This window comes from Methylobacterium oryzisoli (assembly GCF_046557895.1).
Taxonomy (GTDB): Bacteria; Pseudomonadota; Alphaproteobacteria; order Rhizobiales; family Beijerinckiaceae; genus Methylobacterium; species Methylobacterium oryzisoli.
Genome location: NZ_JBKIBX010000057.1, coordinates 17,293 through 31,992 on the forward strand (window position 1 = coordinate 17,293; position 14,700 = coordinate 31,992).

At 66.9% G+C, this 14,700-nt stretch carries 17 protein-coding genes; 11 read left to right on the top strand and 6 right to left on the bottom strand.

Features of this window, described 5'->3' with window-relative positions; all coding sequences use genetic code 11:
* The first annotated feature begins 146 nt into the window (after positions 1-146).
* The 3 genes from ACKUB9_RS30870 to ACKUB9_RS30880 all read left to right on the top strand — a co-directional run bounded on the left by ACKUB9_RS30870 (position 147) and on the right by ACKUB9_RS30880 (position 2,575).
* The gene (locus ACKUB9_RS30870; RefSeq protein ID WP_407519548.1) at positions 147-998 is read left to right on the top strand and encodes an alpha/beta fold hydrolase; all 852 of its coding nucleotides are present in this window, start codon (positions 147-149) and stop codon (positions 996-998) included.
* A 72-nt stretch (positions 999-1,070) separates the two neighbouring features.
* Positions 1,071-2,042, top strand: coding sequence for a zinc-binding alcohol dehydrogenase family protein (locus ACKUB9_RS30875; RefSeq protein WP_407519549.1), 972 nt, complete (start codon positions 1,071-1,073; stop codon positions 2,040-2,042).
* A gap of 26 nt (positions 2,043-2,068) precedes the next feature.
* Complete coding sequence (locus ACKUB9_RS30880) at positions 2,069-2,575, top strand: SDR family NAD(P)-dependent oxidoreductase (protein WP_407519550.1); 507 nt, start codon at positions 2,069-2,071, stop codon at positions 2,573-2,575.
* A gap of 186 nt (positions 2,576-2,761) precedes the next feature.
* On the opposite strand, the gene ACKUB9_RS30885 is transcribed toward ACKUB9_RS30880, so the two are convergent.
* Together ACKUB9_RS30885 and ACKUB9_RS30890 are read right to left on the bottom strand one after the other, a co-directional pair.
* On the bottom strand, positions 2,762-3,760 hold the full coding sequence (locus ACKUB9_RS30885) for a quinone oxidoreductase family protein (protein WP_407519551.1): 999 nt from the start codon (positions 3,758-3,760) through the stop codon (positions 2,762-2,764).
* Positions 3,761-4,210: 450 nt separating this feature from the next.
* Positions 4,211-4,462, bottom strand: coding sequence for an anti-sigma factor (locus tag ACKUB9_RS30890; RefSeq protein ID WP_407519552.1), 252 nt, complete (start codon positions 4,460-4,462; stop codon positions 4,211-4,213).
* 165 nt (positions 4,463-4,627) lie between these two features.
* Here ACKUB9_RS30890 and ACKUB9_RS30895 point away from each other — a divergent pair, with 165 nt between their 5' ends.
* Positions 4,628-4,879 carry a hypothetical protein gene (locus ACKUB9_RS30895; protein WP_407519553.1) on the top strand — a complete coding sequence of 84 codons (252 nt, stop codon included), beginning with the start codon at positions 4,628-4,630 and terminating at the stop codon, positions 4,877-4,879.
* Positions 4,880-4,905: 26 nt separating this feature from the next.
* Here the strand turns inward: ACKUB9_RS30895 and ACKUB9_RS30900 are convergent, their stop codons facing one another.
* Both ACKUB9_RS30900 and ACKUB9_RS30905 read right to left on the bottom strand, forming a co-directional pair.
* On the bottom strand, positions 4,906-5,463 hold the full coding sequence (locus ACKUB9_RS30900) for a hypothetical protein (protein ID WP_410825992.1): 558 nt from the start codon (positions 5,461-5,463) through the stop codon (positions 4,906-4,908).
* A gap of 149 nt (positions 5,464-5,612) precedes the next feature.
* Positions 5,613-5,924, bottom strand: a complete 312-nt coding sequence (locus ACKUB9_RS30905) for a hypothetical protein (protein ID WP_407519555.1) — start codon at positions 5,922-5,924, stop codon at positions 5,613-5,615.
* A 224-nt stretch (positions 5,925-6,148) separates the two neighbouring features.
* On the opposite strand from ACKUB9_RS30905, the gene ACKUB9_RS30910 reads away from it, so the two are divergent.
* From ACKUB9_RS30910 to ACKUB9_RS30920, 3 genes are all read left to right on the top strand, one after another.
* Positions 6,149-6,760: a YoaK family protein gene (locus ACKUB9_RS30910; protein WP_407519556.1), complete on the top strand. Its 612-nt coding sequence runs from the start codon at positions 6,149-6,151 to the stop codon at positions 6,758-6,760.
* A 787-nt stretch (positions 6,761-7,547) separates the two neighbouring features.
* Positions 7,548-7,799 carry a hypothetical protein gene (locus ACKUB9_RS30915; RefSeq protein WP_407519557.1) on the top strand — a complete coding sequence of 84 codons (252 nt, stop codon included), beginning with the start codon at positions 7,548-7,550 and terminating at the stop codon, positions 7,797-7,799.
* 112 nt (positions 7,800-7,911) lie between these two features.
* Positions 7,912-9,396, top strand: a complete 1,485-nt coding sequence (locus ACKUB9_RS30920; RefSeq protein ID WP_407519558.1) for an HWE histidine kinase domain-containing protein — start codon at positions 7,912-7,914, stop codon at positions 9,394-9,396.
* A 56-nt stretch (positions 9,397-9,452) separates the two neighbouring features.
* Here the strand turns inward: ACKUB9_RS30920 and ACKUB9_RS30925 are convergent, their stop codons facing one another.
* Both ACKUB9_RS30925 and ACKUB9_RS30930 read right to left on the bottom strand, forming a co-directional pair.
* Entirely contained in the window at positions 9,453-9,926 is a 474-nt protein-coding gene (locus ACKUB9_RS30925; protein WP_407519559.1) for an SRPBCC family protein, read from the bottom strand.
* Positions 9,927-9,941: 15 nt separating this feature from the next.
* On the bottom strand, positions 9,942-10,361 hold the full coding sequence (locus ACKUB9_RS30930; RefSeq protein WP_407519560.1) for a VOC family protein: 420 nt from the start codon (positions 10,359-10,361) through the stop codon (positions 9,942-9,944).
* A gap of 261 nt (positions 10,362-10,622) precedes the next feature.
* Between ACKUB9_RS30930 and ACKUB9_RS30935 the strand changes: the two genes are divergently transcribed.
* The 4 genes from ACKUB9_RS30935 to ACKUB9_RS30950 form a co-directional block, all read left to right on the top strand.
* Positions 10,623-12,413, top strand: coding sequence for a peptide ABC transporter substrate-binding protein (locus tag ACKUB9_RS30935; protein WP_407519561.1), 1,791 nt, complete (start codon positions 10,623-10,625; stop codon positions 12,411-12,413).
* Positions 12,414-12,419: 6 nt separating this feature from the next.
* On the top strand, positions 12,420-13,379 hold the full coding sequence (locus tag ACKUB9_RS30940; protein WP_407519562.1) for an ABC transporter permease: 960 nt from the start codon (positions 12,420-12,422) through the stop codon (positions 13,377-13,379).
* Positions 13,345-14,277, top strand: coding sequence for an ABC transporter permease (locus ACKUB9_RS30945; protein ID WP_407519563.1), 933 nt, complete (start codon positions 13,345-13,347; stop codon positions 14,275-14,277). The genes ACKUB9_RS30940 and ACKUB9_RS30945 overlap by 35 nt, the downstream gene beginning before the upstream one ends.
* A gap of 144 nt (positions 14,278-14,421) precedes the next feature.
* A partial coding sequence (locus ACKUB9_RS30950) for a helix-turn-helix domain-containing protein (RefSeq protein WP_410825994.1) occupies positions 14,422-14,700 on the top strand: 279 nt, incomplete at its 3' end.

Consider the following 14,700-nt stretch of genomic DNA (forward strand, 5'->3'; position numbering starts at 1 on the left):
CGCTGCCGAGAGCCTCTGCTGCCTGCACCTTTCGATGACGGATAACCCGCATCGATGCGTAACCCCTGAACGAGCTGTTGACAGGTTATATCACAGCTCTCATAACCCCTCAGACCTCTATGAAGAGGTTATTCAGGAGGGATGTCATGCCCGAGACCCGCTACCGCACCGTCGATGTCGACGGCTTCAGCATCGCGTACCGGGAGGCAGGTGCCCCCGCGGCTCCCAAGCTGCTGCTGCTACACGGCTTCCCCAGCGCGGGCCACATGTTCCGGGACCTCATCCCGCTCCTGGCCGACCGCTTCCACCTCGTGGCGCCCGACTTGCCGGGCTTCGGTCTCTCGGAGATGCCGGCGCGTGAGCGGTTCACCTACAGCTTTGACGCCATCGCCTCCGTCATCGACCGCTTCACCGAAGTGATCGGCTTCGAGCGGTTCGCGGTCTACGTCTTCGACTACGGGGCACCGACAGGCTTCCGGATCGCCGCAAAGCATCCGGAGCGGATCACCGGCATCATCTCGCAGAACGGCAACGCCTACGAGGAAGGGCTGAGCGAGGGTTGGAACCCGATCCGGGCCTACTGGCAGGAGCCGTCGCAGGCGAACCGCGACGCTCTCCGCGACTTCCTGAAGCCGGAGGCGACGATCTGGCAGTACACGCACGGTGTTCCCGATACGACCCTGGTCTCGCCCGACGGCTACTCGCTCGACAACTACTACCTGGGCCGTCCCGGCGCCGACGAGGTGCAGCTCGACCTGTTCGGCGACTACAAGAGCAATGTCGCGCTCTACCCGGTCTTCCAGGAGTACTTCCGCACCCACAGGCCGCGGCTCCTGGCGATCTGGGGCCGCAACGACCCGTTCTTCCTGCCGGCAGGAGCCGAGGCGTACCGGCGCGACATCCCGGATGCGCAGGTGACCTTCCTCGATACGGGGCACTTCGCGCTCGAGACCCACGCCGCCGCGATCGCTTCGGCGATCCGCGCCTTCCTCGCCTGAGCGCGACGCCGGGAAGCGTCCCGCTCTGCCCATCATGCGCCCGATCGGCGCCCAGCAATCAGGGAGACTGCCATGCGCGCCATCGTCCTGGACGGCTTCGGAGGGCTCGAGGTCCTGACCTACAGGGACATCCCGGAGCCCGAGCCGCTGGCGGGCCACGTGGTCATCGAGATCAAGGCCTTCGGCATCAACCACGCCGAGATGCACATGCGCCGCGGCGAGTGGGCCGAGGCCGCGCCGGTCTCGGGCATCGAGTGCGTCGGCATCGTCAGGTCGTGCCCCGGCGGCGAGTTTCCGGTCGGCGCCAAGGTGGCGGCGCTGATGGGCGGACTCGGCCGCACCATCAACGGCAGCTACGCGCAGGTCACCCGGGCGCCCGTCGGCAACGTCGCGCTGATCGACGCCGACCTGTCATGGGCCGAACTCGCCGCCATCCCGGAGACGTATGCCACCGCCTGGACCTGCCTGTTCCGCAACCTCGAGATCCGGAAGGATCAGCTTCTTCTGATCCGCGGGGCGACGTCGTCCTTCGGTCAGGCCGCGCTCAAGATGGCGGTGAACGTCGGCGCCCGCGTCATCGCCACCACGCGCAATCCGGAGCGGTTCGCCAAGCTGCAGGCTCTGGGCGCCGAGCGTTGCGAGATCGAACGGCCGGACCTGTCGCAGCACATCGGCGAGGCGAAGCGGATCGACGCCATCCTGGATCTCGTCGGCAACAGCGTGGTTCTGGATTCGCTGGCGATGCTGCGACGGGGCGGCCGCGCGTGCCTGGCAGGCTGGCTGGGCGGACTCGATCCGATCCCGGACTTCAACCCGCTGCTGCAGATGCCGAGCGGCGTCCATCTGACCTTCTTCGGCAGCTTCGTGTTCGGCACGCCGGGCTTTCCGCTCTCCGACGTCCCGCTCGGTCAGATCGCCCGTGACGCGGCCGCCGGCCGGCTCGACGTGAAGCCCGCCCGCGTCTTCGGCTTCGACGAGGTCCGCGAGGCGCATCGCGTGATGGAAGCCAACGCGGCCGGCGGGAAGATGGTCGTCGTGCACTGAACCCCGGCCGAGCGATGGAGGCGGAGATGACGAAGACGGTGGCCATCGTGACCGGAGGCAGCCGGGGCATCGGTCATGCGACGGCCATGCGGCTGGCGAAAGACTTCTCCGTTCTGGTTCTGGTGGCCCGCAACCGGACCAAGCTCGAGGATACGGCGGCGGTCGTGAGATCCGCCGGCGCCGAGGCGCTCGTGATCGACGCCGATCTGGCCGAGCCGACGGCGGCCGCGAACGTCGTCGAGCGGACATTGTCCGCGTTCGGCCGCATCGACGCACTGCTCAAGGTCGCCGGCGCGGTTCCCGGGGTCGACCTGTTGGAGATGACGGACGAGCAATGGGCTTCGGGCATGGAGGGGAAGTTCCATGGAGCCCGTCGGCTCACGATTCAGGCAGGGGACGCGCTGAAAGCCTCGCAGGGCGCGATCGTGTTCGCGTCGAGGCACCAGCGCAGCTCCGCGATGGTCGGGGCTTTTGGCATGGACCTGCCGCGCGATACCCGTTGCCGAAGGCTGCTTTCCACCGAGGCCGTGTGAAAACGCGAGCCAGCCGCGCCGCAGGGCAGTCCTCTGCGATGGGCAGGCTAAAGCCGCCTCGCAGGCCGAAGCACGGCCACCGACAGGCCCCTCCCGCAGGATCAGGGAGATGAACTTTCCACCATGAGCCGAGCCGCCGACGCCTTCACGCAATATCCCACTCGTTGTGAACGTCGCGAGTAAGTATCAAGCATCAAACTTGGACGGCGAGAAAACGATCACAGGTCGGCCACGGAGCCCGCCAGCCAACAGCGCACGCTGAGCATCCGCGGCCTGTTCCGGTCCATATTCCTTTGTGATATGAAGCTTGATAACATCTCTTTCAGCTAAATCACTAAGTAGCAGAAGCCACTCGGTTCGCTCAAGTACCTCACTGGCCCATACCAACTTGGTCCGGATTCCGCGCACGCTCGGAGCGTCCTGCCACTGACGAACATGGACATAGACGCCGCCATCCCGGATGGCAGGAAAGCACTTCTCACGCAGCACTGCCGTGTCAACTAGCGCGTCGGCGCCTTCTGGAATTTTGGTTCGGATCGTGCTGGCGAACTCGGGTCCTCGCTCCACCACGATGTCCGCGCCATAGCTGCGCACCAGATCAAATTCTTCCGACTTCGCGTCGGCAACAACCTTCAGGCCCTGGTACTTCGCGACCGCAATCGTGTAGTGCGCCAGCAGGCCGGCGCCCCCGCTCACGGCCAGCGTCTGGCCCTTCGACAACCCGGTGAGCTCCAAGGCGTACAGGGCAGTCATCCCGTTCATCGGCAAAGTGGCGGCCTCGGCGAGGGAGACGCCCATCGGAATGGGAACGACCGAAGCGGCAGGAGCAACGATGTACTCGGCTTGTGCACCGCCCTCCGGCCGAAGTGGCACGACAGCCGCCATCACCTCGTCTCCGATATGGAGACGCGACACACCCGGACCGACCGCCTCGATGACGCCCGCAGCGTCCATGCCAGGGGTCACGGGCGGGTCGCCGCGCCCTGGATCGCGCAACACGATGTCGGTCGGATTCACTGCCGCCGCCTTGACGCGGATGCGGACCTCGTCGGCGCCCGGCGCCCTCACGGTACGGTCAACGACCTTGATGACCTCGTAACCGCCCCGGCCCGTATAGATGATGGCCTTGCCGGACAATGGCTTCGACGTTTCCGCAACAGCTTCGCTTGGGCTGGGCTTTGCCACTCTGATTCTCCTTCGACTTCGTATGGCGCGAGACGCACCACACATCCTGTGCCCGGCGACGGCCCCGGCCGTCGCCGAGGCTGTCGAGCGGATGTAGACGGAGCAGGCCGACGCGTTCGCGCTGTGGCGCGACACGCTTCGTCCGATCCAGGCGCAGGCGCCGGGTCCTGACCGACACCCACGCCCGGACCTCTGCCGCCCTGCTCACCCTCATCCAGGCCCGCATCGTCCGCCCGGAGCGCGTCCTCAGCAGCACCGCGCTGACGAACAGCCTACAGGAACTCTCGTCCTTCCACCGCCCTTTCCGCCAGGTGCTGCTGCAAGCGCTCCCGTCGGAACAGATTGGCCAAGCGCTTCTCGAAGAAACTCTGAAGCTCGTGGACAGCCCATGGGCATTGTCTGCGGCACATGGACATGGATCGTCCTCATCTTCGACCGTATGATGATCGATCATCTGGGCGCGCGGGCCGCGAAGTCCTGCTCGAACTCCTGCAACTCCGTCGCGTTCAGATCAGACACGGCCCAGAAGGTCAATCCGGCCTGTGTCCAGCGAAGCAGGCTGTATCCCTCGCGTGACATGCGGATGGACCGAGCATCATCCGACGTGAGTGCTTCCGGCCAGATGAACAGGTTGATGACGTGCTCGCGCCGCTTGTACACGAGTGCAGCCACGCCGCATGGCGGCGATCGCAGCGGATCCATGTTGCCTGACGAACGGGTGTCAGGCCACGTGCGCTCGCTCTTGGTGAGTCACCTGACCGACGTCGCGACCTCGCCATTCCACCGGTGATGCTGCCGTTCCGAACTCTTCCGGCGTGCGGACGTTTTCTCCCCAACGCAGAACGATCACGTCAGGGAGACGATGAAATGCGCAAGATCGTGCTCACCACAGTCGCGACAGCCGCGCTGCTGGTCCTGAATGCCCCGAGTTTCGCGCAAGGAATCCGGATCGGACCCGGCGGTGTGGATGTCGACGATGGGCGCGGTTACCGCGAGGAGCGTATGGAGCGCCGCTCTCGCCGCATGTGCGCCGAACTGCGTGACGCGTGCCGCAACAAGGACATCTACGGCGAACAGGGGCAGGGCAATTGCCGCCGCTACCGGCGCATGTGTGGCTGACCGTATTCCGGCCACCAGCGCAATGGCTACGATCCTGATCTGAGACGCACATCGACCTCGGCCGACAGCCGGTCGCGGCCGTCCTCAGCGCGATCGAGGTGGATGAAGTGCGTGGCCTCGGGCAGCGACACCACCGCGACCGAGGCCGCCTGCGCGAGATGGCGCTCCAGGCGCGCCACGTCCTCGGCGCGGCTCCAGAAACTGCGTCCACCGCGCACGATCAGCACGCGCGCGGTGATCGAGCCTGCGACCCACAATTGACGGCCCGTCGCCATGTAGAATGAGTCCTCCAAGGCACCCGAGGGCGAGCGGAAGGTCGGCGGGTTGCGCGTCGGTGAACTCGGTTCACTTGCGATCGCCTCGCGCACATACGCCTCCGCGACCAGCGGGTCGCGCCATGTCGCCTTGTCTTCGACCGGGATGGTGCGGTCCCAAACCGGCAGGAGAGAAGCCGCGGGATTCAACCGGTAGGCACCGACCGCGCCAGCATTGAACCGGCCGGGACGCCGGGGATCGTCCATCTCGGTGCCACGCCCGAGCATCGCGTGTCCTTCGGCGCCGCCGTAAAGGGCGTTCAGCAGCACGAGGTGGCTCATCCGCTCGGGATGGAGGCTGGCTCCTGGAGACGGCAAGGCTTGGCGCATGAAATCAATGTGGCGATTCACAGTTGTTCTCTCGCGCTATCTTAACAGATACCTGGCACCAGAGATGCATTTTATTTCCTGCATCTCGTTCAGTCTCGCTCCAACCTCTGACTGAACGCATCGGGCTGGCCGTCAGCATGACCACCGCGGACGACAATGCGCGTCAGCTTCGCCACCGTGTTCATGTTTCGAGCGGCGCCGCCCTTGACCGCCGGGATGCGGAGCGTCGAGTGGGCCATGCCCTCACCGGAGTGAACGTAGATCTCCCGGGCGCCGAGCCGAAGTTCCTTCCCCTGGTGACCGGGGATGGGCTCCAGCGCGTCGGCTGCGGGCGCCTGATGCAACAAGATCGCGACCGCGAGATTCGGCGCAGCGCCGGAGAACGGGTTGGTCGCGAGCACCGCGGGTATCTCGGCGGTGGTGCACCCGACGCCCCGTTCAGCCGGGGGAACCAACGCGGCTTGGCTGCCGCTTGCCGCAACCAGAGTCGGCCGAGCGGCTCAATCAGCTCCCTGACGCGGTTTACAAGACGCGCTTGGCGTTCCTCTACCCACGAACACGAGCGATTGAGCCGTCCATCTGACGAATGTCGCTTCCATTTACACGCTCAAGGTGAGGATGTCCCATGTTCCGTGTAACGGTGCTGGCGATCATCGCTGGATACGCAGATACCATTGGGTATTTGCATCTGAATGCGTTTGCAGGGCTAATGACAGGCAACACGATTTTAATGGGAATAGAACTTGCAACGGCTAAATATCGGCAAGCTGCATTTCACGGTGCAATCATAGTCATGTTCTTGTTTGGAGTGATATTCGGTCGCATCATCGTACGAGCAGGCCTGGAAGTTTTTCGAGCGCTTATATTTACAAGTGGCTTACTCATTGTTAGCAGCTTTGTCGATAAATTCTGGGGAGCGTTGCTTCTCGCACTTGGAATGGGGATTCAGAACTCGGCTGCCAATCGTTTTGGGGGCGTCACCCTGAATCACGTGTTTATTACGGGAAATCTCCAAAAGATTGGCGAGGAACTTGTGTCTTGGATGTGGCCCTCTCCGGGCAAGCAAGTGAAACGCGAAAGCGCCATATTCGCTCTTGCGTGGTTTGGCTATGCCTTGGGAGCCGTAGCAGGCGCTTTGGCAGCTGATTATATCGATAAACCTTTGATTTTTGCGGCATGCATTCTACCATTTGTTATGCTTCTTCATGAGTACAAGGGCAATATCAACCTGCGTTGATCAACGTCCGTGTGACGGAATCGCTTAGGCCGATTAAGGCTCCTCGAAGGTCTGCCCGCTCCAGTGAGATCAGCGCAAGTTCTTGTATGCCCCTCACCTCGCACTCTGATCTAGATCTAAATATCAGCATAACTACATGGGTAATCATCAAGGATCGACGATAAATTCGAAGCCTCTTTTTCAGTGATCTCGTCGTTCCAAGCCGCCATTCTGCAACTTCGGTCAGTTCGCTGGTCTCAGTGCGATCCGGCGACATCTGGTGAACAGGCAGCAGTCCTGGCTTGCACAAGCTTGACTGTCGTCGATCTCATCGCCATTGCAGATCCCCAGCCCGTTCGCAGTGCAGAATGTCCAGATCGATGTCTGCCGGTAGCGCGGGAACGCAGCCGCGAACCCGGACCAGCCCTCAACGCGAGGGGGCGGGCGTTGTGCAGCCCGCCCGTTGCTACACAGCGCCTCGCCCAGGGCGGCGATCACGAGTGCGGCGATCACGCGTGCGGCGCCGGGAGGGCCGCGCGTCGATGCGCCGACCGTCACCGGAACGCGGGCCGGACCGGTGACGAGGATGGCCTCGGCACGGCCGGACCCGCGACGACCACCGGCCGGGCGAGACACGCAGGCAGGCCGGGATCGCGTCGCACAACCGCCCCTGACCTCACGGGTTTCGATCGAGACTCGGATCGAGCGCGATCAATACTCATTCCCGAAAGCAGTATCCTCCTCGATAGCCTTCGGCTATATGCCGTCCGAGGTAATCGGCGCGTCCCGCCGTCTCGAAGGAGCGCTCATGGCCGAGGCGAATACGCCTCTTTCGGCGACGGCAGCCGCCGAGACTGAGGCAGACTGGCGGCAGGTCGTACGACACCTCGCGGCGATCGAGCGACACGCCCGGAGCGGCCCGTCGAATCTGGACGACGAAGTCGGATTGCGGACCATGCGGATCACCCTCGGCCTCGCCTTCGCCGGCGAGGCGCTCCGGCTGGCCGGCGCGCTTCAGGACCTGCGCAAGGCCGCCGCGCCGCGGTCGGGCGCGCCCTGACCGGAACGGTCCGGCCGGTTGCATCCTGGCAACTGGGGTATGGTATAGGCCGCAGGGAAGGAACGAGGCCGGAGCAATCCGCGCATCCTGCCCTGTGGGGAGCCGACGGGTCTTGACCGATCAACGCGAGCACGACCGCTTGGTCGAGGAATTGTCACGCACGGACAAGAGCTCCGATCCGTTCGCGGCCGCCGTCAAGGCAACCCGCATGCCCATGCTGATCACCGATCCCAACCAGCACGACAACCCAATCGTGTTCGTCAACGATGCCTTCAGCAGATTGACCGAATACAGCCGCAGCGATAGTCTCGGCAAGAACTGTCGCTTCCTGCAAGGCCCGGAAACCGATCCGGCCGACGTCGCCAAGATCCGCGACGCCATCGACCGGCGCGTGACGATCGAGATCGAACTCCTCAACCACAAGAGGAGCGGCGAGGTCTTCTGGAACCGCCTGCTCATCTCGCCGGTGTTCGACAAGGACGGCGTGCTGACGTATTTCTTCGCCTCGCAGTTCGACGTCACGCTGGAGCGCGACCGCATGGTGCGGCTGCAGCGCGACCGCGACGCCCTCGAAGACGAGGTGCTGCGCCGGACCGAGGAACTGCGGCAGAGCGAGGCGCGGCTGCACTTCATGGTCAAGGCCGGCCGGCTCGGCACGTGGTCGCTGACCCTGGCGGACCGGCGGCTGATCTCGTCGGACGAGTGCCGGCGGATCTTCGGCCGCCCGCCCGGCGATCCCTTCACCTACGACGACCTGATCGCCGCCATCGTCCCGGCGGACCGCGAGCGGATGCAGGCCGCCGTCGCGGCCTCGATCGAGCACCGCACCGACTACGACATCGAGTACCGGGCCATGACCCCGGCGGGCGACGTGCGCTGGGTCCAGGTGCGGGGCCAGCCCTCCTACCGGGCCGACGGGACGCCCTTGAGCTTGGCCGGCGTGACGATCGACGCCACCGAGCGCAAGCGGGGCGAGGAGCACCGCGACCTGCTGGCGGCCGAGCTGACGCACCGGGTCAAGAACTCGATGGCGACGATGCAGTCCATCGCCCATCAGACGCTGCGCACCGCCAGCGATCTGGACCAGGCCCGCCACACCCTGGACGCGCGCCTGCAATCGCTGTCGGCCGCCCACGACGTGCTGACGCGCGAGAACTGGGAGGGCGCCACGCTGGCCGAGGTCGTCGCCGAGACGCTGCGCCCGTTCCGCTCCGATCGCGGCCGGTTCAGCATCGGCGGCCCCGAGATCCGCATGAAGCCCCGGGCAGCGCTGGCATTCGTGATGGCGCTGCACGAGCTCGCCACCAACGCGGTGAAGTACGGCGCGCTGTCGGTCGAGGCCGGCCGGGTGATCGTCAGCTGGGAGATCGTGGACGGCCTGGCGCCGGAGCGCCTTCGGCTGCGCTGGGAAGAGCTCGGCGGGCCGGCCGTCACGCCGCCGACGCGGACGGGGTTCGGCTCGCGGATGATCGAGCGGGCGCTGGCCAGCGAGATCGCCGGCACGGCCGCGATCGCGTATCGGCGCCAGGGCATCGTGTTCACGGCCGAGGCGCCCCTCGCCGAGCTGATGGGCCTCCGGGGGGACCTCGCGTCCTGACGGGCCGGCCCGCGCGCGGGCCGGCCCCGATCACTGTCTGGTCTCGCGGTCGGGGATCAGAGCCGCGCGGCCAGCCCGGCGAGCTGGTCGGCGCATCGGCCCCAGCCCTCGTGGAAGCCCATCGCCTCGTGCGCCTCCCGGTCGGCGGCGCTCCAGTGGCGGGCGCGTGCCGTGTAGCGGGTGCCTCCCGCCTCGTCCGCGAAGGTGACGATCGCGGTCATGAACGGCTTGTCCGAGGGCTCCCAGGCCGCCGTGTAGGCGTCCGTGAACACGAGGCGCTCGTTCTCCACCACCTCCAGGTAGACGCCGCGGTTGGGAAACTCGCTGCCGTCGGGGCCGCGCATCACCACGAGGCTGGCGCCGCCCGGCCGCACGTCGAGTTCCGCGTGCGGGACCGTGTAGGGCAGCGGCGCGAACCACTGCTTCAGCAGCACCGGATCGGTCCAGGCCCGGTAGAGGGCCCGGCGCGGGGCCGGAATCAGGCGGGTGAGCACGAGGTCGCGGTCCGCGCGTCCTTGGTCCTGGGTCATCGCCGCTCTCCGCTCTCAGCGCTTCGGCGCGTTCATGGCCCAGAGGACACCGAACGGGTCGCGCAGCTGCCCGTAGCGGTCGCCCCAGAACATCTCGGCCACCGGCGTGACCACCGTGGCGCCCGCCTCCACCGCGCGGGCGAAGGCCGCGTCGATGTCCTCGACCGGCAGCAGCAGGCTGTAGCCCTTCGCCGCCTCGTGCGGGTAGCCGTGGTCGGGGAAGGGGTCGCTCAGCATCACCGAGCCGCCGTTGACGTGGAGATGCACATGCATGGTGCGCCCTTGCGCGTCCGGCGGGTGGGAGGCGACCACCACCGCCCCGAAGGCGCGGGTGTAGAACTCGGCGGCCCTGGTGGCGCCGTCGACCTGCAGGTAGGGCACGACCCCGCCCTTCACGGCGGGCGCGGCGGCGGGGCAATCGGTCTGCGTGCTCATGGTCCCGGTCCTCTCGTGGCGGCCCCTTGTGGCGAGGCTCGTCCCAAGGACGACCGGCCGCGCCGCGATCCGACACTGCCGCGCTGAATTTTTCGTCGCCGCGCCGGGCGTGGGCTGGCGCGCGACTTGCGACGTCGCCGCGGGCTGCAGCGGCGCGCGTCCCTTGGCAGTGGTCCCTTGGCCGAAGTCCCTTGGCAGAGGTCCCTTGCGGAGGCCTCGGCGCGGAGCGCATGCTGCCGGCCTGTCACGGGAGAGACGGCGATGAGCGAGCGGGACCTGCAGCATCTGATCGCCGGGGTGAGGGACGGGCGGGTCTCCCGCCGGGCCTTCGTGCAGCGGATGCTGGCGCTCGGCCTCACCGCCCCGGTGGCCGGGATGATGCTCGCCCAGGAGGGCCTCGCCCAGACCGCGGACCTGCGCGCCGCCTACAAGCCGGCGAAGGCGGGCGGCGGCGGGCCGCTGAAGCTGCTCTTCTGGCAGGCCCCCACCCTGATCAACCCGCACTTCGCGGTGGGCACCAAGGACCAGGAGGGCTCGCGCATCTTCTACGAGCCCCTCGCGGCCTGGGACGGCGAGGGCAACCTCGTGCCGATCCTCGCCGCCGCGATCCCGAGCCGGGAGAACGGCGGCGTCGCGGCGGACGGGCGCTCGGTCACGTGGCGGCTCAAGCCCGGGGTGAAGTGGCACGACGGCCAGCCCTTCGGCGCCGACGACGTGGTGTTCAACTGGGAATACGCCGCCAACCCCGCCACCGCGGCGACCACGGCAGGCAGCTACAAGGACATCAAGGTCGAGAAGGTCGACGACCTCACGGTCCGCGTGCTGTTTCGGGAGCCGACGCCGTTCTGGGCCGACGCCTACGTGTCGACCGTCGGCATGATCATCCCCAAGCACCTGTTCAAGGATTACGTCGGCGAGAAATCCCGAGACGCGCCCGCGAACCTCGCGCCGGTCGGCACCGGCGCCTACAAGTTCGTGGAATTTCGCCCGGGCGACATCATCCGCGGTGCCCGCAACCCCGACTACCACGTGCCCAACCGGCCGTTCTTCGACACGGTCGAGATGAAGGGCGGAGGCGACGCGGTCTCGGCCGCCCGCGCCGTGCTGCAGACGGGCGAGTACGACTACGCCTGGAACATGCAGGTCGAGGACGAGATCCTCAAGCGGCTGGAGGCCGAGGGCAAGGGCCGCATCGAGATGTATTACGGCGGCAACGTCGAGTTCATCCAGCTCAACGCCACCGATCCCTGGACGGAGGTCGACGGCGAGCGTTCCTCGATCAAGACGCAGCACCCCGCCTTCTCGGACCCGGCGGTGCGCAAGGCGATGAACCTGCTCGTCAACCGGGCGGCGGTGCAGCAATTCATCTACGGCCGCACCGGCCGGGCGACCGCCAACATCCTCAACGGCCCGGACAAGTTCCGCTCGCCCAACACCCGCTTCGCCTTCGACGCCGACAAGGCGGCGCAGATCCTGGAGGAGGCCGGCTGGAAGAAGGGCGGCGACGGCATCCGCGCCAAGGACGGCAAGCGGCTCAAATTCGTCTACCAGACCTCGATCAACGCGCCGCGCCAGAAGACCCAGGCCATCATCAAGCAGGCCGCCCAGAAGGCCGGCATCGAGATGGAGCTGAAATCGATCCCGGGCTCGGTGTTCTTCTCCTCGGACGTGGCGAACCCGGACACCTACCCGCACTTCTACGCCGACATGCAGATGTACACCTGGAACATGACGCAGGCCGACCCGGGCGTGTTCATGCTCCAGTACGTCTCCTGGGAGGTGGCGACCAAGGAGAACAAGTGGCAGGGCCGCAACGTGTCGCGCATCCGCAACGCCGAGGCGGATGCCTGCTACCGCGCCGCGCAGGGCGAGCTCGATCTCGTCAAGCGCGCCGCCCAGTTCATCAAGATGAACGACATCGTGGTCGCCGAGAACGTGCTGCCGCTGCTCCACCGCGCCCAGGTCTCCGCGGTGAACGGCAAGCTCAGGACGGTCCAGGGCGGCTGGGACAACTCGCTCGCCTTCCTGGCCGAATGGTACCGGGAGACCTGAGGCGGCATGGGCGCCTACCTCCTCCGCCGGCTGCTGATCGCGATCCCGAGCCTGCTGGGGATCAGCCTGATCCTGTTCACGGTGCTGGCGCTCGCGCCCGGCGACCCGTTCGGGGAACTCGCCACCAACCCCAACGTGCCGCCGGAGGTACGGGCGGCGCTCCGGGCCAAGTACGGCCTCGATGACCCGGTCTTCGTGCGCTACCTGCACTGGCTCGCGGCGATGCTGCAGGGCGACTGGGGCTTTTCCTTCGCCAGCCGCATCGACGTCGACGACCTGATCCTGCAGCGCCTGCCCACCACCCTGTTCGTGGTCGGCTCCTCGCAGGTGCTCGCGCTCCTCGTCGCGGTGCCGGTCGGCATCCTGGCGGCCCTGCGGCCCTACTCGCTCCTCGACCAAGTGGCGAACACGCTGGCCTTCGTGGGTTTCTCGCTGCCGACCTTCTTCACCGGGCTCCTGTTCATCCTGGTCTTCAGCCTCAAGCTCGACTGGCTGCCCTTCGTCTACAACGCCGACGTCGCGGCAACGGGCTGGCGCTGGTACTGGGAGCACCTGCGGCAGGCGATCATGCCGATCGCGGTGCTGGGCCTGTTTCAGGCGGCCTCCTACACCCGCTACGTGCGCGCCGCGGTGCTCGACGTGGCCCGCCTCGACTACGTCACCACGGCCCGCGCCAAGGGCCTCGGCGAGGGCGCGGTCACGCTGCGCCACATCGCCCGCAACGCCATGATCCCGGTGGTGACGCTCGTCGCCCTGCAGATCCCCGCGGTGTTCGGCGGGGCCATCGTCACCGAGCAGATCTTCCGCGTGCCGGGGATCGGCTCGCTGCTCATCAACGCGATGCTCGCCAACGACACGCCGGTGGTGATGGCGGTCACCTTCGTGTTCGCCTGCCTCGTCGTGCTGTTCAACCTCGTCGCGGACCTCCTGTATGGCTGGCTCGACCCTCGCATCTCCTTCCGCTGAGGCGGGGGCACAGGCGGACGCGCCCGCCGCCACGGGGCGCGACACGTGGCGGCGCTTCCGCCGCCACCGGCTCGCGGTGGTGTCGTGCGGGCTGCTCGCCGTGATGGTGCTCGGCGTGCTCTTCGGCGGCCTGTTCTGGCCGGTCGCCATCGACGAGATCGACTTTTCGGCGATGCTGCAGGGGCCGTCCCTCCAGCACCCGTTCGGCACCGACGATCTCGGCCAGGACCTCCTCGCCCGCATGATCTACGGCGGGCGCATCTCGCTGGCGGTGGGCTTCGCCGCGATGCTGATCGCGACCCTCGTCGGCGTCGCCGTGGGCGCGCTCGCCGGCATGTCGCGCGGGTTCCTCGATTCCGCGCTGATGTGGCTCACCGACCTCTTCCTGTCGCTGCCGCAATTGCCGCTGCTGCTGCTCGTCATCTACCTCTTCCGCGACCGGCTGAAGGAGGTCTTCGGGGTCGAGGGCGGCGTGTTCGTGATGATCGTCGCCGTCATCGGCGGCCTGCGCTGGATGCCCGTCGCCCGCCTCGTGCGGGCGCAGTTCCTCTCCTTGCGCGAGAAGGAGTTCGTGGAGGCGGCGCGCGCGCAAGGGGCCGGGCCGCTGCACCAAGTGACGCGCCACATCCTGCCCAACGCCATCGGCCCGGTGATCGTGGCGGCGACCATCGAGGTCTCGGCGGCGATCATCGCCGAATCCACGCTCTCCTTCCTCGGTCTCGGCTTCCCGCCCGACATCCCGACCTGGGGCCGGCTCCTGTTCGACGCCAAGGACCATCTCGACGTCGCGCCGCACTGGGCGCTGTTTCCCGGCGCGGCGATCTTCCTGACCGTCCTGTCCATCAACTTCATCGGCGACGGCCTGCGGGACGCGCTCGATCCGCGGCGGGTGCTGTAGGGCGCAGCCGTCGCATGACGTCGCAATCGCACCGGGACTGCTGTTCATGATGACCGCCTACGCCAAGAACGAGAGGGACGATCTGTCGCCCGACCAGCGCAAGGCGATCCTGGACGCGATCGCCAGCGTCAAGGCAGGCTCCCGATGACCGCGCGCGCCGTGAACCGGGGTGCCGGCTCCCGCGTCGGCGACGACCTCGTGGAGGCGTTTCAGGAGATGGCCGCCTACCTGCGCGGCGAGATCCAGGCCGAGAGCTACGACCTGCCGAACGATGTCCTGACGCCCCAGCGCGTGCAGGCGATCCGGCGCAGGGTCGCCCGTTCGACGAAGGAGTTCGAGCGGCAGTTCCGCATCTCGGCCCGGACCATGGAAGCCTACGAGCAGGGCCGGCGCCGGCCCGATGCGGCGATGCAGGCGTTGCTG

Excerpts from the sequence above, each read along its gene's own strand:
- ACKUB9_RS30875 (WP_407519549.1), top strand. The coding sequence starts at position 1,071 with ATGCGCGCCATCGTCCTGGACGGCTTCGGAGGGCTCGAGGTCCTGACC.
- ACKUB9_RS30910 (WP_407519556.1), top strand. The coding sequence starts at position 6,149 with ATGTTCCGTGTAACGGTGCTGGCGATCATCGCTGGATACGCAGATACC.
- ACKUB9_RS30890 (WP_407519552.1), bottom strand. The coding sequence starts at position 4,462 with ATGGATCCGCTGCGATCGCCGCCATGCGGCGTGGCTGCACTCGTGTAC.
- ACKUB9_RS30935 (WP_407519561.1), top strand. The coding sequence starts at position 10,623 with ATGAGCGAGCGGGACCTGCAGCATCTGATCGCCGGGGTGAGGGACGGG.
- ACKUB9_RS30930 (WP_407519560.1), bottom strand. The coding sequence starts at position 10,361 with ATGAGCACGCAGACCGATTGCCCCGCCGCCGCGCCCGCCGTGAAGGGC.
- ACKUB9_RS30940 (WP_407519562.1), top strand. The coding sequence starts at position 12,420 with ATGGGCGCCTACCTCCTCCGCCGGCTGCTGATCGCGATCCCGAGCCTG.
- ACKUB9_RS30925 (WP_407519559.1), bottom strand. The coding sequence starts at position 9,926 with ATGACCCAGGACCAAGGACGCGCGGACCGCGACCTCGTGCTCACCCGC.
- ACKUB9_RS30880 (WP_407519550.1), top strand. The coding sequence starts at position 2,069 with ATGACGAAGACGGTGGCCATCGTGACCGGAGGCAGCCGGGGCATCGGT.
- ACKUB9_RS30895 (WP_407519553.1), top strand. The coding sequence starts at position 4,628 with ATGCGCAAGATCGTGCTCACCACAGTCGCGACAGCCGCGCTGCTGGTC.
- ACKUB9_RS30945 (WP_407519563.1), top strand. The coding sequence starts at position 13,345 with ATGGCTGGCTCGACCCTCGCATCTCCTTCCGCTGAGGCGGGGGCACAG.
- ACKUB9_RS30915 (WP_407519557.1), top strand. The coding sequence starts at position 7,548 with ATGGCCGAGGCGAATACGCCTCTTTCGGCGACGGCAGCCGCCGAGACT.
- ACKUB9_RS30870 (WP_407519548.1), top strand. The coding sequence starts at position 147 with ATGCCCGAGACCCGCTACCGCACCGTCGATGTCGACGGCTTCAGCATC.